13 protein-coding genes are annotated in these 20,254 nt (G+C 68.4%); 8 read left to right on the top strand and 5 right to left on the bottom strand.

What is annotated here, in order from left to right; all coding sequences use genetic code 11:
- Window positions 1-42 precede the first annotated feature (42 nt).
- Genes OG734_RS02070 through OG734_RS02060 form a run of 3 tightly spaced genes read right to left on the bottom strand, consistent with a single transcriptional unit; the run spans window position 43 to window position 3,208 of the window.
- Entirely contained in the window at window positions 43-927 is an 885-nt protein-coding gene (locus OG734_RS02070) for a carbohydrate ABC transporter permease (RefSeq protein WP_330285728.1), read from the bottom strand.
- Window positions 924-1,901 carry a carbohydrate ABC transporter permease gene (locus OG734_RS02065; protein WP_330285727.1) on the bottom strand — a complete coding sequence of 326 codons (978 nt, stop codon included), beginning with the start codon at window positions 1,899-1,901 and terminating at the stop codon, window positions 924-926. Before OG734_RS02065 ends, OG734_RS02070 begins: the two co-directional genes overlap by 4 nt.
- Window positions 1,898-3,208 carry an ABC transporter substrate-binding protein gene (locus tag OG734_RS02060; RefSeq protein ID WP_330285726.1) on the bottom strand — a complete coding sequence of 437 codons (1,311 nt, stop codon included), beginning with the start codon at window positions 3,206-3,208 and terminating at the stop codon, window positions 1,898-1,900. Before OG734_RS02060 ends, OG734_RS02065 begins: the two co-directional genes overlap by 4 nt.
- 340 nt (window positions 3,209-3,548) lie before the next feature.
- Here OG734_RS02060 and OG734_RS02055 point away from each other — a divergent pair, with 340 nt between their 5' ends.
- Together OG734_RS02055 and OG734_RS02050 are read left to right on the top strand one after the other, a co-directional pair.
- Window positions 3,549-4,613: a LacI family DNA-binding transcriptional regulator gene (locus tag OG734_RS02055; protein ID WP_330285725.1), complete on the top strand. Its 1,065-nt coding sequence runs from the start codon at window positions 3,549-3,551 to the stop codon at window positions 4,611-4,613.
- Between the two features lie 227 nt (window positions 4,614-4,840).
- Window positions 4,841-6,904, top strand: coding sequence for an RICIN domain-containing protein (locus tag OG734_RS02050; RefSeq protein WP_330285724.1), 2,064 nt, complete (start codon window positions 4,841-4,843; stop codon window positions 6,902-6,904).
- Window positions 6,905-6,984: 80 nt separating this feature from the next.
- On the opposite strand, the gene OG734_RS02045 is transcribed toward OG734_RS02050, so the two are convergent.
- The gene (locus OG734_RS02045) at window positions 6,985-10,602 is read right to left on the bottom strand and encodes a LamG-like jellyroll fold domain-containing protein (protein ID WP_330285723.1); all 3,618 of its coding nucleotides are present in this window, start codon (window positions 10,600-10,602) and stop codon (window positions 6,985-6,987) included.
- Window positions 10,603-11,002: 400 nt separating this feature from the next.
- Between OG734_RS02045 and OG734_RS02040 the strand changes: the two genes are divergently transcribed.
- From OG734_RS02040 to OG734_RS02015, 6 genes are all read left to right on the top strand, one after another.
- Window positions 11,003-12,031: a LacI family DNA-binding transcriptional regulator gene (locus tag OG734_RS02040; RefSeq protein WP_330285722.1), complete on the top strand. Its 1,029-nt coding sequence runs from the start codon at window positions 11,003-11,005 to the stop codon at window positions 12,029-12,031.
- A 168-nt stretch (window positions 12,032-12,199) separates the two neighbouring features.
- Window positions 12,200-13,447 carry a sugar ABC transporter substrate-binding protein gene (locus tag OG734_RS02035; RefSeq protein WP_330285721.1) on the top strand — a complete coding sequence of 416 codons (1,248 nt, stop codon included), beginning with the start codon at window positions 12,200-12,202 and terminating at the stop codon, window positions 13,445-13,447.
- Between the two features lie 20 nt (window positions 13,448-13,467).
- Window positions 13,468-14,451 carry a carbohydrate ABC transporter permease gene (locus OG734_RS02030; RefSeq protein WP_330285720.1) on the top strand — a complete coding sequence of 328 codons (984 nt, stop codon included), beginning with the start codon at window positions 13,468-13,470 and terminating at the stop codon, window positions 14,449-14,451.
- 11 nt (window positions 14,452-14,462) lie between these two features.
- Entirely contained in the window at window positions 14,463-15,284 is an 822-nt protein-coding gene (locus tag OG734_RS02025) for a carbohydrate ABC transporter permease (RefSeq protein ID WP_330293532.1), read from the top strand.
- 92 nt (window positions 15,285-15,376) lie between these two features.
- Window positions 15,377-17,113, top strand: coding sequence for an amylo-alpha-1,6-glucosidase (locus tag OG734_RS02020; protein ID WP_330285719.1), 1,737 nt, complete (start codon window positions 15,377-15,379; stop codon window positions 17,111-17,113).
- 63 nt (window positions 17,114-17,176) lie between these two features.
- Complete coding sequence (locus OG734_RS02015; RefSeq protein ID WP_330285718.1) at window positions 17,177-19,030, top strand: RICIN domain-containing protein; 1,854 nt, start codon at window positions 17,177-17,179, stop codon at window positions 19,028-19,030.
- Window positions 19,031-19,276: 246 nt separating this feature from the next.
- On the opposite strand, the gene OG734_RS02010 is transcribed toward OG734_RS02015, so the two are convergent.
- Window positions 19,277-20,206 (bottom strand): NADP-dependent oxidoreductase, encoded by a 930-nt coding sequence (locus OG734_RS02010; RefSeq protein WP_330285717.1) that lies wholly within the window; start codon window positions 20,204-20,206, stop codon window positions 19,277-19,279.
- Window positions 20,207-20,254 lie beyond the last annotated feature (48 nt).

The following is a 20,254-nucleotide window of genomic DNA, read 5'->3' as shown; positions in this document are numbered from 1 at the left end:
GTGCTCCGGGAGGGGTGTAGGGGAGGGGCAAGTGGGGGTGTGTCACCCCTTGTTGGCGCCCAGGGTCAGGCCGCTGACGAACTGCCGCTGAAGTGCGAAGTACACGGTCAGGGTGGGGATCGCGGTCAGCAACGCGCCCGCGGCGACCAGGTTGGGGTCGGTGAAGTACTGGCCGGAGAGGTTGTTGAGGGCAGAGGTGATCGGCATGTTCTCACCGGTGGAGATCAGGACGATCGCCCAGAAGAAGTCGTTGTAGATCCAGATGGAGAGGAGGGTCGCCAGAGCCGCCATCGCGGGCCTGCACAGGGGCAGCACGATCTGCCAGTACAGGCGCCAGACGGAGGCGCCGTCGACGAGGGCGGCCTCGGTCAGCTCGTGCGGGAGCGAGCGCATGTAGTTGGCGAGCACGAACGCGCAGAAGCCCGACTGGAACGCCACATGGATGAGGACCAGGCCCAGAGCGGAGTCGTACAGCTTGCCCGATGCGGTGATCCCCGGCAGGTCGATGAGCAGGTAGAGGCGGTACAGCGGGGTGATGATCACCTGCTGCGGGAGCAGGTTGCCGGCCGTGAACACCAGCAGCAGGGAGAGGTTGACCCGGAAGTCGAAGCGGCTGACGTAGAACGCCACGCAGGACGACAGAAACAGGGTCAGCAGCACCGCCGGGACCGCGATGATCAGCGTGTTGCCGAAGTAGTGCAGCATGTCCGACTGCGTGAACGCGTTCGTGAAGTTGGCGAAGCTCAGCTTGTCGGGCCAGGAGACATAGCCCTTGTCGCTGGTCTCCGAGTAGGGGCGCAGGGCCGCGAACATGGCCCACAGCAGGGGCGCCAGCCAGGCCAGGGACGTCACGACGAGGAACACGTGCAGCAGGACCCGGGCGGGGCGGACGGGGGTGCGCTGTTTCAACGACATGGAGGCGCTCATGCCCGCCGCTCCTTCCGGAAGGTGCTGATCAGATACGGGATGATCACGGCGAGGGAGATCACCAGCAGGACGACGGCGATCGCCGAGCCGTACCCGATGCGGCTGGACTCGCCGATGATGTTGTTGGTGACCAGGATCGACAGCAACTCGGTGCCCTGGGCGCCCTTGTTGAAGACGAAGACCAGGTCGAAGGCGCGCAGGGCCTCGATGATCGTGACGACGAGGACGACCGTGTTGGTGGGGCGCAGGGTGGGGAAGATGACGTTCTTGAACGTCTGCCACTCGTTGGCGCCGTCGAGCGAGGAGGCCTCGCGCAGGGACGGGTCGACGCCCTTCAGGCCGGCCAGGTAGAGGATCATCATGTAGCCGGTGTGCCGCCAGCAGGCGGCGACCAGGACGGCCCACAGGTTCAGGTGCGGGTCGCCGATCCAGTCGATGTAGTGGCCGGGCTTGTTGGCGCCGATCAGGCTGTTGATCAGGCCCGTGTCCGGGTTGTAGACCAGCTGCCAGACGAAGCCGGTGACCGCCAGCGACACCACGACCGGCAGGAAGAACGCCGTCTGGTAGACCCGGCTGAACCGGATGTTCTTGTCCAGCTGGACGGCCAGGAGCAGTCCGAGCGGGGTCGGGACCAGGATGAGTACGACGAACCAGATGACGTTGTGCTGGACTGCGGGCCAGAACTGCGGGTTGTTGGTGAACAGTTCGCGGAAGTTGTCCAGCCCCACCCACTTGATCGAGTCGAAGCCGATGCCGTCCCAGGTGGTGAAGGCGAGGGCGATGGAGGCGAGGGCGGTGACCCAGACGAGGGCCACGTGCAGGATCGTCGGCACGCCGGCCATCAGGCCGAGCGTGAGCCGGTCGCGGCGGGTCAGCAGACGCCGATGGCCCTGCGGAACCCGCTTCTTCGAGGGCACGCCCCGGGGCGGCTCGGCGGCCGCCTCCGGGGACTTCGTGAGGATGTCGGTGCTCATGAGGAGGCGAAGATCGCCTTCTTCTGGCGCTCGATGGACGACAGTATGCCGTCGATGTCCTTGGGGTCGCGGACGAACTTCTGCAGCGCGGGCTGCATGACCGTGGAGGTGAAGTCCGGGCGGCTGTCGCGGTCCATGAACTGCGTGAGGTGCTTCGCCTGCGCGATCATGTCGTAGCCCTTCTTCTGAAGGGAGCTGTAGGCGGAGGTGTCGGCCTTCGTGGAGGCGGCGATCAGGCTCGGGTCGGCCTTCAGGTAGATCTCCTCGGCCTCCGGAGTGCCCAGGAACTCGAGCAGTTTGACGGCGCCGGCGTGGTTCTTGGGCTTCTTGCTGAGCATGATGCCGTCGGTCGGCGCCTCCACGGTGTCCTGCCCGTGCGCCGGGTCGATCTCGGGGAAGGCGAAGAAGTCGAGGTCGTCCAGGTCCGCCTTGTTGGTGAACTGCTGGGCCACGAACATGCCGAGCATGTACATGCCCGCCTTCTTCGCCACCAGCGTCTGGGCGGCGTCCTGCCAGGTACGGCCGACCGCGCCCTCCTGGTGGTAGGGGAGGGACTCGGCCCAGGTGTCGAAGGCCTTGCGGACCTTCGCGTCGGTCCAGGAGGCCTTGCCCGCCATCAGCTCGACGTGGAAGTCGTAGCCGTTGAGGCGGAAGTTGATCTGGTCGAAGGAGCCCATCGCCGGCCAGGCGTCCTTGTCGCCGAACGCGATCGGGACCAGCCCGTCCTTCTTCATCTGCTTGCACAGGGCGATGTACGCGTCCCACGTGGTGGGGACCTCGTAGCCGTACTGCTGGAAGACGCTCTTGCGGTAGAAGACCGCCCACGGGGACGTGGTCAGCGGCACCATGTAGTACTTGCCGTCCTGCCCCTTGCTGAGGTCGTGCATGGCACTGGGGAAGTTGTCGCCGATCGTCTTCCACACGTCGTCGATCGGGGTGGCCAGTCCCTTGGCCGCGAAGAACTGCATCCGGTACCCGGCGAACCACTGGAACACGTCGTCCGGCGTGCCCTGCAGGTAGGAGTTGATCTGCTCCTGGAACGTGCCGTGGTCCTTGGTGTTGATGTCGACCGTGATCCCGGACTGCTTTGTGAAGGCCGCGTAGATGTCGCCGTACGCCTTCTTCGGGACGGCGTCGGACGCGTTGGAGCCGACGGTGACGGTCTTGGAGTCGGCGCCGGTGCCACTCCCGCCGCACGCGGACAGCAGTGGGATACCGGCACCGAGGAGTGCGGCCCCACCGAGTCCGCGCAACACGGCGCGGCGGCTGGCGTCAGGCAAGGGCTGACCAAGGGATGAATGGCGCATTTCGGCTCCTGAAGGGCTGTCATGGCCCGGGCGTGGCGCATCGGCTCAAGGGGGCATGACGGGAAGCGGTCGACGGATACGACCAGAAACGAACGCGATCGGACAGATCCGATCGGCTGACGCGGTGAAGAGTGAACTTTCCAGGGGTCCGCTGTCAAGGCCCTGCGGAGAAGGCGTCGCCCGGACCGTCCCATGAGCAGGAAATCGGTCATTCGACGCAAGAAAAGCTGCCCGTTCTCTTGACGGGGGACCCTGGCGCGGCGTAGATATGACCGCGCGGTCAAGACCGCGCGGTCATACGGTTGACCTGGTTCGATACTCACGGCCATCGGGAGTTCTCATGACACGAGTGGTGGGGCGGAACGCGGGTTCCCCCGCACCGCGCAGCGCGGACGTGGCCCTTGCGGCCGGCGTTTCGCGCAAGACGGTGTCACGGGTCTTCAACAACGAGCCGTACGTCTCCGACGAGGTCCGCCGACGCGTTCTCGACACAGCCGGAGAGCTCGGATACCGGCTGAACCACGCGGCCAGGGCGCTCGCCTCGGGCCGGAGCCGTTCGATCGGGGTCGTCGCCCTGGGCACAGCCGGGTACGGAACCGCCTCACTCCTCGTGGGAGTGGAGAAGGCCGTACGGGACGCCGGTTACGCACTGCGGGTGCTCAACACCGTGGACGGTGACCCCGACGGCATCGCCGGCGCCGTGCTGTCGCTCCTCGAACAGGGAGTTGACGGCGTCGTCGTCTCCGAACCCATCGTGGAAGGAGAGATCTCCGTCAGGATCGACGTACCGGTCCTCTTCCTGGGAGCGCCCCCGGCCTTCACCTCCGCTCGAACCCTGAGCGTGGGTGTGGGCGCCTACGAACTGGCACGGGCAGCCACCGAACACCTGCTGGATCTGGGACACACCACCGTCCACCATCTTGCGGGCCCGCAACGCTGGTACGCCTCCAAGGACCGTATCGACGGCTGGCGCGCGGCGCTCGCGGAACGGGGCGCGCCCGAATCCCCGGTGATCGACGGCGACTGGTCACCCGAATCCGGCTACGCCGCAGGCCGGGAACTGGCTGCGGACAGTTCGGTGACCGCCGTGTTCGTGGCGGGCGACGAGATGGCCATCGGCCTGATCCACGCCCTGCGCGAGGCCGGCCGTCAGGTACCGGAGGACATCAGCGTGGTCGGATTCGACGGCAACCCCGTCTTCGCCCACGTCACCCCTCCGCTGACCACCGCGCGTCAGCCCTTCGACGCCGCGGCGCGGGAAGGGATCAGACTGCTCGTGCACGCCATCGAGGAGCCGGGGACCGACCTGCCTCCGGCGAGCGAGCCACCGGTCGAACTCGTCATCCGCGGCTCGACCGCGCCCCCGCCCTCACGTCAGGGGCGGACGGCACCTCGCACCGCTTGAGCCACCGCACCGACCGCGTGCGGACCCGAGCGCACGTGTGAGCACCACCGCTGTCTCCCGAGGACCCTCGTTCCAAGAGGCTCGTCGGATTCGTCGTCGCCAAGGCGTCGGCCGTTGTCAGGGCGGCTGACGTCACTCGTCCCTGGACTCCGCTGTTCCACGCCCGGATCGATCCGGCGTGCGGCGGGCACTGAAACACACCTTCATCCCTTCCCCTGGGAGCCGCAATGTCCACTGTGCAGACAGGCGCCAGATCCGGCGCCGCTCCGCATTCCCGTCCTCTCTTCCTCCTGACGGCCGTAATCGCCCTGCTGGCCGCCGTGGCGACGCTGCTGCTGCCCGCCGCGGGCCGGGCGGACGCCCTGGCCCGTCCGTCGCAGACGATGTACACCCCGCCGTCGAACGCGCCCTCGCCCGGGTCGTTCTATCCGCGGGCGCTGCGTCTGCAGCACAACGGCTCGGCCAACGGCACGATCCTGTCGACCTTCGAGCAGTACACCACCGGGACACCGGTCTTCCCGATCTACCGAAGCACCGACAACGGCAACGCCTGGACGAAGATCTCGGACATAGCCGACACCCAGAACGGCTGGGGCATGCGCTGGGAGCCCGAGCTCTTCGAACTCCCCACCGCCATGGGCGACTTCCCTGCGGGTACCATCCTCGCCGCCGGAGCGTCCGTCCCCTCCGACCGCTCTGCCATCAAGATCGATGTCTACGCCAGCACGGACCGCGGACTGACCTGGACCTTCGTCAGCAACATCGCCACCGGGGGCCCGGCCTTCGACACGAACGGCAACGGCAACACCCCCGTATGGGAGCCGTTCTTCCTCTACGCCAACGGCAAGCTGATCGTCTACTACTCCGACCAGCGTGATTCCGCCTACGGCCAGAAGCTCGTGCACCAGGTCTCCACGGACGGGCGCACCTGGGGGCCTGTGGTGAACGACGTGGCGATGCCCACCTACAGTCAGCGCCCCGGCATGGCCACCGTCGCGAAGCTGCCCAACGGCAACTACGTCATGACGTACGAGTACGGCGGCTCGGCCGCGGGCAACTTCGCCGTCTACTACAAGATCTCCGCCGACCCGGAGGCCTTCAACTCCGTCACGGGCATCCCCCTGCGTGCGACGGACGGCACGGTGCCCACCAGCACCCCATACATCACCTGGCTGCCCACCGGCGGCCCCAACGGGACCCTCGTCGTCAGCGCCTACAGCACGGGCGACCTGTTCCTCAACACCGCGAACGGTGCCGCCGACACCTGGACGCGCATCAACTCCACCGTCGTCGGCGGCTACAGCCGTGGCCTGCTGCCCCTGCCCGACGGCCACAGCCTGCTGGTGCTCAGCGGGGGCAGCGGCGGCAGCAACGTCCGTAACCCCGTCACGTACGGCACCATCGATCTCGGCGGCGGAATCTCGGACGGTGCCACCTACACGGTGTCGAACGCCAACAGCAACCTCCCGCTGACCATCGCGGGCGGCTCCACCGCAAACGGCACCACCGCGACGCAGCAGAACACCACCAACGCCAACGACCAGCAGTGGCGCTTCGCGGCGCAGCCCTCCGGCTTCTTCAAGATCTTCAACGTGGCCAGTGGCAAGGTCCTCGGCGTGGAGAACCAGTCCACCGCCAACGGTGCCCGGGTCCTGCAGTGGGACGACAACGGCACCCTCGACCACGAGTGGGCCGTCGCTCCCAACCCCGCCGGCGGCTACACGCTCACCAACCGTGTCACCGGCAGGTACCTGGAGATCCCGAACGCCTCTACCGCCACCGGCACCACCGCCGACCAGTGGAGCGACACCGGCTGCGCCTGCCAGCGCTGGAACCTCACCCAGACCGCCCTGCCGCCGCTGGGCACCGGACAGTACATCCTCGTCAACAAGAACAGCGGCAAGTACCTCGACATCCCCAACGGCTCCACGGCCACCAACACCGCCGTCCAGCAGTGGCAGAACTCCGCCTGTGTCTGCCAGCTCTACACCTTCCAGTCAGCGGGCAGCGGAGCCTGGACCATCAGGAACGCCAACAGCAACCTCAACCTCGACATCCGCAGCGGGTCCACCACCCCGGGAGCCGTCGTGGTCCAGAACACCCCCTCCGCCGCCAACTCGCAGAAGTGGACCCTCACCGACGCGGGCAACGGCTACTACGAACTCAAGAACGTCAACAGCAACCTCAACGCCGGCGTCGCCCAGTCCTCCACCGCCAACGGCGCAGGCGTCGTCCAGTGGAACGACGTGAACGTCGACGACCAGCTCTGGAAGATCGTCCGCATCAACTGAGAGGGCCTTCGGACAACGGGGTGCCCGGGCCCGGCGACCATGTCGCCGGACCCGGGCTTTTGCCGCCGGTGGTGTCTACGTCATCGCGTCTCGCGCGCGTACGGCGCGACGCTGATCCGGTCGATCAGTGGTGCGTAGCGGGAGCGGAGCGGTACGCCGGGGAAGGTGTCCGAGGCGTAGGTGGTGCCGTCGAAGTTGGGCAGTTCCTCGGAGCGGAAGGTGATCGTGTTCTGTCCCTTCTTCAGCTGGACGGCGACGGTCAGCTCCCAGAAGTTGTTCTGGTGGAAGCTGTGCGGGAAGCTGACCCGCCGTGTCTCCCCGCCGTTGACGCTGATGTCGGCGTGGCGGGCGAGCGGATCGGGGTTGTAGTGGGTGGCCTCGGCCTGTTCGGGGTTGGAGTAGCGGATGCGCAGCGCGTACAGGCCGCTCCGGTCGGCGGCGACGGTGAACGTCGCGGTGTTGCCGTTGCCCGGCTCGCCGCCGACCCCGGTGATCGCCGTGCCGGCGGTGGCCAGGGAGAGCGGGGTGAGCGCGGCCGAGCCCGCGAGCTTCGCATCGCCGGCCTCGTACGTACGCGTCTGGAGCGTGCCCTCCGTGGGGGTGACGGTGAGGCGGTCGACGAGGGTGGTGGCCGAACCGCCGGTCACCGTCACCTTGTTGACGCCGCCCGACAGGGAGACCGCCACCTTGCTCCTGCCCTTGGCCAGGCGCAGGACGTCGTGCCCGTTCACGGAGAGCCGGGCGCCCGTGCCGTCGAGAGCGTCGACCTTGAGCGTGGCCTCGCGGTCGGCGGGGGAGTAGACCCAGAACGTCGCCGTCTGGTCCTTCCTGAGCTGGGCCGCGCCCGAGCCGGTGGCGGGGGCCTGGGCCCGCTTCGGCAGGTCGTAGACGGGTTGCGCCCCGCCGCCCAGCCAGGCCAGCTCACCCTCGTACACCTGGGTGCCGGCTGAAGCCTCGGGGAGGGAGAGGGTGAGGCGGTCGACGATGGCGTCGCCCTTGGTGGCGCGCTTGCCGTCGGCGCTCTTCGCGGCGAGCGTGAGGGTGTGCTTGCCCTTGGTGAGCTGGACCTTGGTGTCGGTGTGGTCCCAGACCACCCACTTGTAGCCCAGCGGCAGGTACAACTCCTGCTCGCTGTCCGCCTTGCCGTCCACCCGCAGGAAGACGTTGGTCGGGCCCTGCTCCTTCACCTTGTCGAAGGTGTTGAGCGAGTTGGCGAAGACGCTCAGGTCGTAGGTGCCGTCCTGCGGCACGTCCACAGTGGTTTCGAGGGTGACGTCCGAGCCGGTACGCAGGCCGCCGACGTCGTACCCGCCCGAGGTGTAGAACTTCGACACGTCGCGGGGTGAGCCCTCCGGCCCGTTCCTTGAGTAGCCGGTTCCGGTGTGAGCGGCGTCCTCCGCCTCGTACGAAGCCTGCCAGCGCACGGGCGGCGACTGCGTGCCCTTCGCCTTCCCGGCCGGGCTGAGGACGATCTCGTACGCCGATGACTCCCGCAGCTTCGGCAGCGCGCCGTCGCCGAAGTCGACGACTACCGTGCCGTCGGCACCGACCTTCAGATCCTGTTCGGCGAGCAGCTTCGGACCGGAGTTGTCGCCGACCTGTCCGCTCCACTCGATCTCCCGCACCCAGGCGTGCACACGCTTCCCGAAGAGCTTCTTCGGGACGTCCGCGAAGGTGATGTGGCCCTTGCCGGTGGACCCGCCGAAGATCAGCCGGGCCTGCTTCTTCTTCTCGTCGAGAGTGGCGACGCCCTGCATGGTGTAGTTCTCGCCGGGGAACGGCGGGGTCGCCTTCACCGTGTGCCCGCTCATCGAGGCGTACGCGTTCAGCAGCCACCACTGGCCGTTGCCGCGGCCCGACTGCACCGCGGAGTCGGAGAGGTTACCGTCGATGTTCCAGTAGGCGATGTCGGCATCGACCTTGGATTCCTCGATCGCGGACACCCACTGGATCATCTGGCCGGGGACCGAGGTGTGGTAGTTGAAGGCGTACTCGTTGATGTTGACGGGGAGTTGGGTGCCCTCCCTGTCGGTGCCCTTGAACAGTTCCTTCTCCCACACCCGGTACTTGGCGACGCTCTGGCGCACCGCCTCCGGGTGGCTCAGCTCGTGCCAGGTGATGACGTCCGGGAGAGTGCCGGCGGCCAGGGTGTGCGTGAGGAAACCCTTCACCTGGTCGTAGAGGACGCTGGTGTTGGGGCCTGCGATGCGGGCGCTCGGCATCTTGCCCTTGATGAGCTTGTACGCGTCGTCCCAGGCGGCGAAGAAGTCGTCCGGGTCGTTGAGCCAGCTGACCTTGTCGAGGCTCCAGTCGCCGGTGCCGAACATGTTGCCCTCGGGCTCGTTGAACGGCACGAAGACGATGTTGTCCTGGTACTGCTTCGGCAGCTGCAGCACCTGGTCGACCTGCTTGGCGATCTTCTCGTTGTAGAGCCTGAGCTTCTCCTCGGGGGTGTTGCCCGGCCACTCGTACGGGAAGCCGCGGTGGATGTCTGTCATATAGATGTACACGTCGCCGTTGGTGGAGTCGGCCAGCGGCTTGACCACGTCCAGCGCGTCGGCGCCGGGGTGCTGCGGGCCGTCCTGTGCCTTCGTGGAGACCGTGCGCAGGCCCATGCCCTCGATCAGGTTGTTGGTGGGGACACCATCCCCGTACACCCCGTAGAGGGTGCCGGAGGCGCCGCCGTGGAACGTGCCTGTGTCCGAGCCGAGGTCGACGGTGAGCTGCCCCTCGCGGACCACGGTGACGGTCGCCGTCACGGCTCGGCCGGCGACGGTTCCGGCCACGGTGAACGTTCCGGGCCGGGCGTACTTGTCGGACGGCACGGTGTCCCAGGTGATCGGCGCGTCGCGGTCGTAGCCGTCGGAGAAGGAGGAGCGGACGGACGCCGGCAGGGTTGGGGCGGTCCCGGTGGTGGTCCGGGCTTCGAAGGATGTCTTCGAGACGTCCTGGAGGGTCGGCACGGCCCCGACCAGGCCGGCCACCTGCTCGGCGCTGAGCGCCGAGTGCCACACGGCGAAGTCGTCGATCGAGCCCTTGAGCAGCGGGTCCGGCCAGAAGGACTTGCCGATGTAGCCGGCGGCCGTGGCCGAACCGTCCAGCAGTTCCTTGGCCTTGATGCCGGTCGCGGCGGACGACACCGCCGTGCCGTCGAGGTAGGTGGTGAGCCGACCGGCGCTGGTGTCGAGGGTGACGGTGACGGTCCGCCAAGCGTCCGCGGGCAGCATCGCGTAGCCCAGGGCCTGCGCCTCCGCTCCGCCTCCGCCGGTGGTCACCGAGGTCTGGAACAGTCCGTTGCCGTTGTACGGAGTGCTGAAGAAATACTTGGTGGTGTTGGTGCCGAGATCGAAGATCCGCTGCCAGGACGACTTGTCGCCGCTCCACTTCACGCGGGCCGAGACCGTCAAGTCGGTTGCGTCGCCGAGGACTTCACGGGGCAGCCGGACGTACGCGCCGTTCGAGGTGGGCGCCCCGCCGGGCAGGGCGAGCGCTTTGCCGCCGTCGGCGCCCGCGACGGACTGCGCGGTGTCGCCGTTCACCAGGCTCGCCGTCAGGCCGTTGCCGGAGCTGTCGGTGACCCTGCCCGACGCGAGGTCGTCCTGGTCGAAGGTGTAGCGGGCGGCGGGTTGGGGTGCGTCGGCCGCCTGTGCGGGGAGGGCCGGCGCGGCCAGCAGGCCCGCACCGAGAGTCAGTGCCACGGCGGCCGAGCCTCGGCGCCTGGCGGATCTGTCAGCAGGTGGCATGGATTGCGTCCTAATCCTTGAGGGGGGCGGTTCCAGCCCACTTCGGCCGACTGGCGCCGGGCCATCTCGGTGGAGGGGTAGCCGGGAGCGGGTCGAACCGGTTCGGCGAAGCTAGCACCGAGGAAACCGGCCAGCAATCCCCCCGACATACGGAACCCGTGTCGCGTATGGCGGATTGCAGGGTCTTTACGGAAAGAGTGGTTCGAAGTGTTGACAGGCGCCTGGCTTGTTTCTACGTTCACTTCACGCGAACCGGTTCGACAGCCGATAGTCGTCGCTCTACCCTTCCAGTGCCACGCGACCGGGGGACGGTTTCCTCTCCGAGGTATCGAACCGGTTCGAGCAAGGAGTTGCCGTGAACATCGGTGAGATCGCCAAGAGGGCCGGTGTCTCGCGGAGCACCGTGTCCTACGCGCTGAGCGGCAAGCGGCCGGTTTCGGAGGACACGCGCCGCAAGATCCAGCAGGTTGTCGACGAGTTGGGCTACCGGCCCAGTGCCAGTGCCCGCGCGCTGGCCAACGGCCGGACCAGCACCATCGGTCTGGTCTTCCCGCCGGCCGGGAACCACTACACGGGAATGCAGCTGGATTTCATCGGCAGCGTGGTGGAGGCAGCCGCGGCCTACGACTACGACGTGCTCCTGTCTCCCAGCGGCGTCGACAGCGACCGTTCCTTCCAGCGGCTGTTGGGGGAGCGTCGGGTCGACGGCGCGATCCTGATGGAGATCAGGCTGGAAGACGACCGGGTGGACCATCTGTCCGCCGTTGACTTCCCCTCCGTCGCCATCGGTCGGACTGCTCGGCCCGAGGGCGGTTGGTGGGTGGGGCTGGACCACACCGCGTTGGTGGAGCGCTGCGTCCATCACCTGGCGGATCTCGGCCACCGCCGAGTCGCCTTCGTCAACCGTCCCGAGCAGTTGCTGCGCACCGGGTACGAGTCCGCGCACCGAGGCCTGGACGGTTTCACGAAGGCTGCGGCCGAACGCGGACTGACGGTCCGGACGTACTGCTGTGGCGACGACGCCGCCTCGGGTCAGGCCTGTCTCGAACGGATTTTGCACGACGACCCGGCCACCACGGCCCTGGTCACCCTGAACGAAGCCGCGCTCGGCGGCCTCTATCGGGGTCTCGCCGAGGCCGGCCGCAATGTGCCGCGGGACTTCTCCCTCACTGGGGTCGTGGCCGGCCGCTGGGCGGAAACGGTGACCCCGCAGCTCACCGCGGCGGACGTACCGGCCGCCGAGATGGGCCGACTAGCCGTCGACCTGCTGGTGGAGCGACTCAACCATCCCGACGCGCCGCCCCGGCACCATCTCCTCGCACCGCCCATATCCCTGCGGGCCAGCACCGGCCCCGCAGGGGCCACACCCACCACGGACGCCTGACCCGGTACGACACCCTGACGCACCCCACGGCTATGCCCTGACCTCCTTCTTCACCTCGCCCGACGCTCGAACCACTCATCAACCGCGCCCGCACTGACGTCAGGCGTGCCCGAACCCCCGGCAACCCCTCGCCTCGGCACCCGCATGCCAAAAACAAAGGAACCCGCGATGAACAGCTCCTCCAGAAGGCGCCGCCTGACCGCCGCAGTCCTGACCGTCGTCGCCGTCACCGCCGGTGCCACCGCTTGCGGCTCCGGTAAGAGCGGCTCCTCCACGAAGGCGGCGGACGACGCCACGTACACGATCTGGGACCCGTACCCGCAGTTCGCGAAGGGTTCGGCGTGGGCGAAGCTGCTGGAGGGCTGTGGCACCGAGGCGGGTGTGAAGGTCAAGCGGACGGCGTTCGACACCAGTGACCTGACCAGCAAGACGCTGCTGGCGGCGCAGCAGGGCAACTCCCCGGATGTGCTGATCGTCGACAACCCGGTGGTGTCGACGCTGGCGGAGGCGGGCGTGCTCACCACGACCGGCGACAACAAGCTCGACACCTCCGGCGTCGATCCCAACCTGCTCGGCGCCGGCCAGTCGGGCGGGAAGACCTACGGCACGCCGATCGGCGCCAACACCCTCGCCCTCTACTACAACAACAAGGTGCTCAAGGAGGCCGGGGTGGACATCTCCTCGGTCAGGGACTGGACGTCGCTGACCGCGGCGCTGGCGAAGGTGAAGGAGGCGGGCAAGAAGGGCATCACGTTCTCCGCGATCGGCACGGAGGAGGGCAGCTTCCAGTTCCTGCCGTGGTTGTGGGGCTCCGGCGCGAAACTGACCGAACTCGACTCCGCCCAGGGCGTGTCCGCGCTGTCGCTGTGGAAGGACTGGCTGGGCAAGGGCTACGCCCCCAACTCGGTGCTCAACAACACCCAGACGACGAGTTGGCAGGAGTTCGCGAGCGGCGACTACGCGTTCGCGGAGAACGGCACCTGGCAGCTCGCGGGCGCCGACAAGGCCGGTCTCGACTACGGCGTCATCCCCGTGCCCGCTGCCGCAGGAGGCAACGCGGCGGCCCCGACGGGCGGCGAGTTCGTCACCATCCCGGTGCAGGACGACACCGGCCGCTACACCACCGCACAAAAGCTCGTCTCCTGCCTGACCAGCACCCAGAACCTGTACGACACCGACACCACCCTGTCCTATGTCGCCCCCACCGGTGAGGTCCAGGACAAGCAGGTCGCGGCCAACGCGAAGCTCAAGCCGTGGGTGGACGCGGTCAAGGCGGCCAAGGGCCGCACCAGTGACGACCTGGGCACCAAGTACCCCAAGATCTCCGAGCAGATGTGGAAGGCCGTCCAGTCCGCGCTCAGCGGCGCCAAGTCCCCCAAGGACGCGCTCACTTCGGCCCAGTCCGCCGTCAAGTAACCAGTGCCAGAGGCCCGTTGATGAACCGCAACCCACCAGCGCCCCACCCGCTGCCGGTGCGCGAGGGGAACGGGGCGGCGAGTGCCGCCCCGCCCCCGGCCGCCGCCCCGCGACAGCGCCGGCCCGCCTCCCCGCAGTGGGCCGCCTGGGCCTTCCTGGCCCCGGTGGTCGTCTATCTCGCCTTCTTCTACGCGTATCCGCTCTACCGCAACATCGATCTGAGCCTGCGCAACTACACGGTCCGCTCCTTCGTGCAGGGGGACGCCCCGTTCACGGGCCTGAAGAACTACCTGACGGTGTTCGACGACCCGGTCTTCGCTCCGGCCCTGCTGCACACCATGGTGTTCACCGTCGTGTGCCTGGTCTTCCAGTACGCGATCGGCCTGGCGCTCGCGGTCTTCTTCAACCAGCACTTCCGGCTCTCCGCGACTCTGCGCGCACTGTTCCTGGTGCCGTGGCTGCTGCCTCTGATCGTGTCGGCGTCCACCTGGTCGTGGATGCTCAACAGCGACTCCGGCATCGTCAACGCCACCCTGCACGCCGTCGGTATCGGCCCGGTGAACTGGCTGACCTCGCCGTCCTGGGCACTGGCCTCGGTGATCATCGCGAACATCTGGATCGGCGTCCCCTTCAACCTCGTCGTCCTCTACTCCGGCCTGCAGTCCATCCCCACCAGCCTGTACGAGGCCGCCGCCCTCGACGGCGCCAACGCCTGGCAGCGCTTTTGGCGCATCACCTTCCCCCTGCTGCGCCCGGTCTCCGCGATCACCCTGCTGCTGGGTCTCGTCTACACGCTCAAGGTCTTCGACATCATCTGGATCATGACCAAGGGCGGCCCCGCCGACTCCTCCACCACCTTCGCCACCTGGTCCTACCAGCTCGGCTTCGGCAACCTGCTGCCCGCCTTCGGCCCCGGCGCGGCCGTCGGCAACCTCCTCGTCGTCGCCGCCCTGCTCTTCGGCCTCGTCTACATGCGGGTCCAGCGAAAGCAGGCCCTGTCATGACAGGAATCGCCATGAACCGGCGCCCCCGTACGTGGTGGAAGACCGCCGTCGGCCTCGTCCTGACCGCGTTCATGCTCTTCCCGGTCTACTGGATGATCAACGTGTCCTTCACCCGCGACCAGGACATGCGCAAGAGCCCGCCGGACCTGTTCCCCGCCCGGCCCACGCTGGAGGGCTACCGGGCCGTCCTCGACCAGCAGTTGCCCTACCTCGGCACCAGCCTCGTCATCGGTCTGGGCACCGTCGCACTGACCGTGGCGCTGGCCGCACCCGCCGGCTACGCGCTGGCCAAACTGCGCCCGCGCGGCGGCGGCCTCCTCAGCTTCGTCCTGCTGGCCGCCCAGATGATCCCCGGCATCATCATGGCGATGGGCTTCTACGCCATCTACCTCCAGCTCGGCCTGCTGCAGTCCGTGCCCGGCCTGATCGTCGCCGACTCCACCCTCGCCGTCCCCTTCGCCGTCCTCATCTTCACCGCGTTCATGTCCAACATCCCCGGCGAACTCCTCCAGGCCGCGACCATGGACGGCGCCGGCCCGCTGCGCACCTTCCGCTCGATCGTCCTGCCCATGAGCCGCAACTCGGTCGTCACGGTGTCCCTGTTCGCGTTCCTGTGGTCCTGGTCCGACTTCATCTTCGCCAGCACCCTCGCGGGCGGCGGCGCCAACGAGCCGATCACCCTCGGCATCTACCACTACATCGGCAACAACAACCAGCAGTGGAACGCCATCATGGCCACCGCCGTCGTCGCCTCCCTGCCCGCCACAGTCATCCTCGTCCTCGCCCAGCGCTACGTCGCCGCCGGCGTCACCGCCGGAGCCGTCAAGGACTGACCCCCACCATCTCCTCCCGGTCCCCACCGTCCGTACACCGGACGGACGGCCGACCGCCGATCACCCCTGCTCAAGAAACGAGTACCGCCTCCATGACCGCCGCTCCGCCCGGCCCGGCCTTCTCCGTCCATGACATCCCGTTCAGCACACACGGATCCTGGTTCGGCATATCTCCCGTGCTGGCGGAGAAGACGCGCGCCGAGGACCTCCACCTCGTCTCGCACCAGAACGGCATGCACGCCGTCCTGAGCCTGATTCCCCTGGACCGGGCGACGGGCGACCGCGCCGAGACCCGCGTCGAGGCGACCCCGGGCCTGCTCAGCTGGACCGGTACGGACGGCCGCATCGACCTCGCCTACGAATCACCGGACACCGTCCGCCTGCGAAGTGCGGGGCTGTCCCTGCGCATCTCCGCGGCGGCGAAAGCCCTGACCCCGTTCAGCGGCACCTACTTCTTCCACGACGCGGCCGCCGACGCGCACGTGTTCACGTCGTACGAGACCGGGCGCCGCTACCGCGTCACGGTGCTCTCCGGCACGGTGACCGACACCTCCGGCAGCCAGGCCCTTGGCAGTGCCGACCGGGGCCTCACGGTCGCCGCCGAAGCTGACGGATCGTGGGAGGTCGCGGTCGAGGAACTCGACACGTCCCGCCCGCCGTACGCGTCGGCGGCGGCGTTCGCCAAGCTCGTCGAGGAAGGGCAGAACTCCTTCGCGGACTTTGTCGACGCGGTGGCCCCCTGGCGCTCGTCCGCCACCCCGGCCGCCGAACTCGCCGCCTACGTCCTGTGGTCCGCGACCGTACGGCCGGCGGGGCTGGTCACCCGGCCCGCGGTGCTGATGTCCAAGCACTGGATGGACAAGGTCTGGAGCTGGGACCACTGCTTCAACGCCCTCGCCCTGGCCCCCGGCTCCCCCGAACTGGCCTGGGACCAGTACCAGTTGCCCTTCGACCACCAGGACCAGACAGGAGCCCTGCCCGACTCGGTCACCCACTCCGAGGTCCTGTACAACTTCGTCAAACCGCCCATCCACGGCTGGGCCTTCGGCCACCTGCGCCGACGGCTCCCCGAGCCGCTCGGGCAGGCCGAACTGGCCGAGACGTACGGCAGGCTGGAACGCTGGACCGACTTCTGGCTCGCCGCACGGCGCGCCCCCGGTAGCGAACTGCCCCACTACCAGCACGGCAACGACAGCGGCTGGGACAACGCCACCACCTTCGACCCCGCACGCGTGATCGTCTCCGCCGACCTGGCCGCCTTCCTCGTCCTCCAGTTGCACCAACTTGCCGAACTCGCAAGTGAGTTGGGTCGGCCGGACGACGCTCGTCGATGGCAGCGAACGGCTGCCGAGACCCAGGCGGCGATGTTCGACCAGCTCTGGGCAGGTGACCGGTTCGTCGCCCGGGGTGTCGGCACCGGGGAGACCTGGAGCACGTCCAGCCTGCTCGACCTGATGCCCATCGTGCTGGGCGAGCGCCTGCCGGACGACGTCAGCAGCGTGCTGGCCGACCGGATCGAGGCCCACCTGACCCCGTACGGCCTGGCCACCGAGCTGCCCACCTCGCCGCACTACCGCTCCGACGGCTACTGGCGCGGACCGATCTGGGCCCCCGCCACCGTCCTCATCGAAGACGGGCTGCGCCGGGCCGGGCACGAACGCCTCGCGGACGAGATCAGCGCCCGCTTCCGCGCCCTGTGCGAAACCTCCGGCTTCGCCGAGAACTTCGACGCCCTGACCGGCACGGGCCTGCGGGACCGCGCCTACACCTGGACCGCCGCCAGCTACCTCTTCCTCGCAGCGGCACACGCACGCCGAGTCAGCCGCTGACCAGCCACCTTCCGCACTGCCTGGGCCCTCACCGACCCGGTCCCGATCCACCAGGAGCCGCACATGCACCCGCCCCGCCCGCGCCCCCGACCCGGAACCCGAACCGGACGCCGAGCAGTCCCAACCACCGGCGTCCTGCTGGCAGCCCTGGCCGGAGCCCTGCTGCCCGCCGCCCCGTCGCAGGCAGCTGACACCAGTGTCACCGTCGACTTCTCTACCGCCGGAGGCGCCCCCACCTACCACGCCTCCGGGACGATCTACGGACTGACCCCGACCGGCTCGCTGCCCCAGGACCACTTCTTCAAGGACATCAAGTGGCACTTCATGCGGGCCGGCGGCGCCCAGCTCAACAGTGGCGGCTACGCAACCAGCCTCGCCGACTACCAGACCCGCTGGGCCTCCACTCTGGCCCAGTACAAGCGCACCGCCGCCCTCGGCGGCACCTTCGTGCTGCTCCCGCACGACCTATGGGGCGCCGACGGCACCACCAGCCAGGGCTGGCCCGGTGACAACGGTGACTGGACGCAGTTCGACGCCTTCGTCACCCAGCTCATCAGCGACGTCAAGGCCAACAACATGACGGTCCAGTGGGACCTGTGGAACGAACCCGACGGCAGCGGCTTCTGGGGCGCGTCACAGACGCAGTACCTGCAGATGTGGTCGCGCTTCCACGCCAAGGTGCGCGCCGCCTTCCCCTCCCAGCTCATCGTCGGCCCCAGCATCGCGGGCCAGCCGAACCCCTCCAACAGCTGGTGGACGACGTACCTGGCCTACGTCAAGGCGAACAACGTCGCCCCCGACATCTACAGCTGGCACGACGAACCCGGCGACCCCGCCACCGACGTCGGCCGCGCCAACTCCACCCTCTCCGCCGCGGGTCTGACCAACACCCGCCCGTACCAGATCAACGAGTACGCCACCCTGTCCATGCAGTCGCCGGGCGGCGGCGCCTGGTTCATCGGCCGCCTGGAGCGGGCCGGCGCCGACGGGCTGCGCGGCAACTGGGCGTCGGGCACCGCGCTGCACGACAACGAGGCCAATCTCCTCACCAAGAACAGCGCCGGCCAGTACCTGCCGCTCGGTGAGTGGTTCATGTACCGCTACTACGGCTCCCAGACCGGCAACATCGTCAAGCTCACACAGGGCACCGGCACGGACGGCCTGGCCACCAAGGACAACACCGCGGCCAACGCCAAGATCCTGCTCGGCAGCAGCGGAAACACCGGCACGGTCAACGTCGACCTCACCGGACTGAACACCACCTCGGTCGTGGCGAACGGCCAGGTCCGTGCGGTAGTGCAACGTGTGCCCTACAACGGGGGCGCGGCGGTCACCGGCCCGGTCACGATCTCCGACACCACCCTGACCGTCAGCGGCAACGCGGCCTCGGTGAGCATCCCCTGGACCAGTGCCAAGGACGGCTACACCGTCACCCTGCTCCCGCCGTCCAACACCACGATCTCCACGGTCGCCGTGAGCGAGAACAGCGGTCAGTGCCTGGACGACACCAACGTCAGCACCGCCAACGGCACCCAGTACCAGCAGTATCCCTGCGAGGGCGGCTACCAGCAGATGCTCGACTTCAAGCCGGTCAGCGGCAAGACCAACACGTACACCGTCGTCAACGAGCTCAGCGGCAAGTGCCTCGACGTCTCCGGGGCATCCAGCGCCGACGGCGCCGCCGTCATCCAGTACACCTGCAACGGCGCCACGAACCAGCAGTTCACCCTCAACCCCGTCACCGCGCTCGGCAACAGCCAGGACCACCAACTCGTCGCCGTCCACAGTGGCAAGTGCGTCGACGTCAGCGATGTCTCGACCACACCCGGCGCGTTGATCCACCAGTGGACCTGCGACCCCGCGAGCGCCCTCGGCAGCAAGAAGAACCAGATCTGGCGCCTGCTCGGCAAGAACTGACGGCGACAACTCCTGCGGGCCTTTCCGCCATGCGATCGCCCGTTTCGCTGCCGGACGGCCACGACCACACCAGCAGACTCGAACCCTTGATGCCGCGCCCACCCTTGGTACGGCTGCCCCGCCCGGTACGTGTTCCTCGTACCCGTGACGGTCTGCCGGTGGCACCGGCCCCGGACCGGCGCCACCGGCAGACCGTGAGTCAGCCTGCGGTGACGTCCCTGCGCGCTGCCGGGCCGGTCGGCGCGGCTACGCGGTGGCCGACGGCAGCAGGACGATCTTGCCGCCGACGTGTCCCGTACGGCTCAGGTCGAGTGCGGCGGCGGCCTCCGCGAGGGGGTAGGTGCGCCAGATCGGGACGTGAAGTCGTCCTTCTTCGATCAGGGGGAGAATGTCGTGCAGGGCCCGGATGCCGTTCCCGCTCGGGCCGTCGGTGTGGACCTGGATGCCCAGGTCGCCGGCGTCGAAGGCCACGAGGGTGAGGACGCGCTCGGGGCCGCCGGCGAGTTCGATGGACAGCGGGATCTCGCCGCGGCCGGATGCGTCGAGCACGGCGTCGACCGCCTCGGGGGCGATGGCCCGTACCCGGTCGGCGAGCCCCTCGCCGTGGGCGACGGGGATCACGCCGAGCGTGCGCAGCCGTTCGTGGTTGTCCTGGCCGGCGGTGCCGATCACACGCGCGCCACGGGCCACGGCGAGCTGGGCGGCGAACGTGCCCACGCCACCGGAGGCGGCATGGATCAGCAGGGTCTCACCCTGGACGACCTTGAGGCGTTCGAGGACCGTCCACGCGGTTCCGCCCGAACCCGCCAGAGTTCCGGCCACCTCCCAGGGAAGGCCGGCCGGCTTGATGACCAGCGCGGCCGCGTCGGCGACCGCGGTCTCGGCGTAGGCCGGGGTACGCGCGGTCCCGAGGACCTCGTCGCCGACGGCGAAGGCGGTCACTCCCTCCCCCACATGGTCCACCACACCTGCCACGTCGGACCCCAGGCCCGCAGGGAGGTCGAGGGGCATCACCTGGCTCATGAACCCCTGCATGACCTTCCAGTCGAACGGATTGACGCCTGCCGCCCGCACCGCGAGCCGCACTTGTCCGGGGCCCGGGGCCGGCGCCGGAACATCCATGACGCGCAGCACATCGCTGGTGCCGTATTCGAAGAACCGCACTGCGAGGGACATATGGTTCAGCTCCGGGTTCTTGCCGGGACAAACGGTTCGGGAACGGGT

The sequence above is a fragment of the Streptomyces sp. NBC_00576 genome (genome assembly GCF_036345175.1).
Taxonomy (GTDB): Bacteria; Actinomycetota; Actinomycetes; order Streptomycetales; family Streptomycetaceae; genus Streptomyces.
The sequence above is the reverse complement of the archived record's forward strand: the minus strand, read 5'-3'. Positions and strand labels throughout refer to the sequence as shown.

What these genes read in the sequence shown, in the direction of transcription:
- OG734_RS02070 (WP_330285728.1), bottom strand. Translation starts at nt 927, where the DNA reads ATGAGCGCCTCCATGTCGTTGAAACAGCGCACCCCCGTCCGCCCCGCC.
- OG734_RS02065 (WP_330285727.1), bottom strand. Translation starts at nt 1,901, where the DNA reads ATGAGCACCGACATCCTCACGAAGTCCCCGGAGGCGGCCGCCGAGCCG.
- OG734_RS02060 (WP_330285726.1), bottom strand. Translation starts at nt 3,208, where the DNA reads ATGCGCCATTCATCCCTTGGTCAGCCCTTGCCTGACGCCAGCCGCCGC.
- OG734_RS02055 (WP_330285725.1), top strand. Translation starts at nt 3,549, where the DNA reads ATGACACGAGTGGTGGGGCGGAACGCGGGTTCCCCCGCACCGCGCAGC.
- OG734_RS02050 (WP_330285724.1), top strand. Translation starts at nt 4,841, where the DNA reads ATGTCCACTGTGCAGACAGGCGCCAGATCCGGCGCCGCTCCGCATTCC.
- OG734_RS02035 (WP_330285721.1), top strand. Translation starts at nt 12,200, where the DNA reads ATGAACAGCTCCTCCAGAAGGCGCCGCCTGACCGCCGCAGTCCTGACC.
- OG734_RS02030 (WP_330285720.1), top strand. Translation starts at nt 13,468, where the DNA reads ATGAACCGCAACCCACCAGCGCCCCACCCGCTGCCGGTGCGCGAGGGG.
- OG734_RS02025 (WP_330293532.1), top strand. Translation starts at nt 14,463, where the DNA reads ATGAACCGGCGCCCCCGTACGTGGTGGAAGACCGCCGTCGGCCTCGTC.
- OG734_RS02020 (WP_330285719.1), top strand. Translation starts at nt 15,377, where the DNA reads ATGACCGCCGCTCCGCCCGGCCCGGCCTTCTCCGTCCATGACATCCCG.
- OG734_RS02015 (WP_330285718.1), top strand. Translation starts at nt 17,177, where the DNA reads ATGCACCCGCCCCGCCCGCGCCCCCGACCCGGAACCCGAACCGGACGC.
- OG734_RS02010 (WP_330285717.1), bottom strand. Translation starts at nt 20,206, where the DNA reads ATGTCCCTCGCAGTGCGGTTCTTCGAATACGGCACCAGCGATGTGCTG.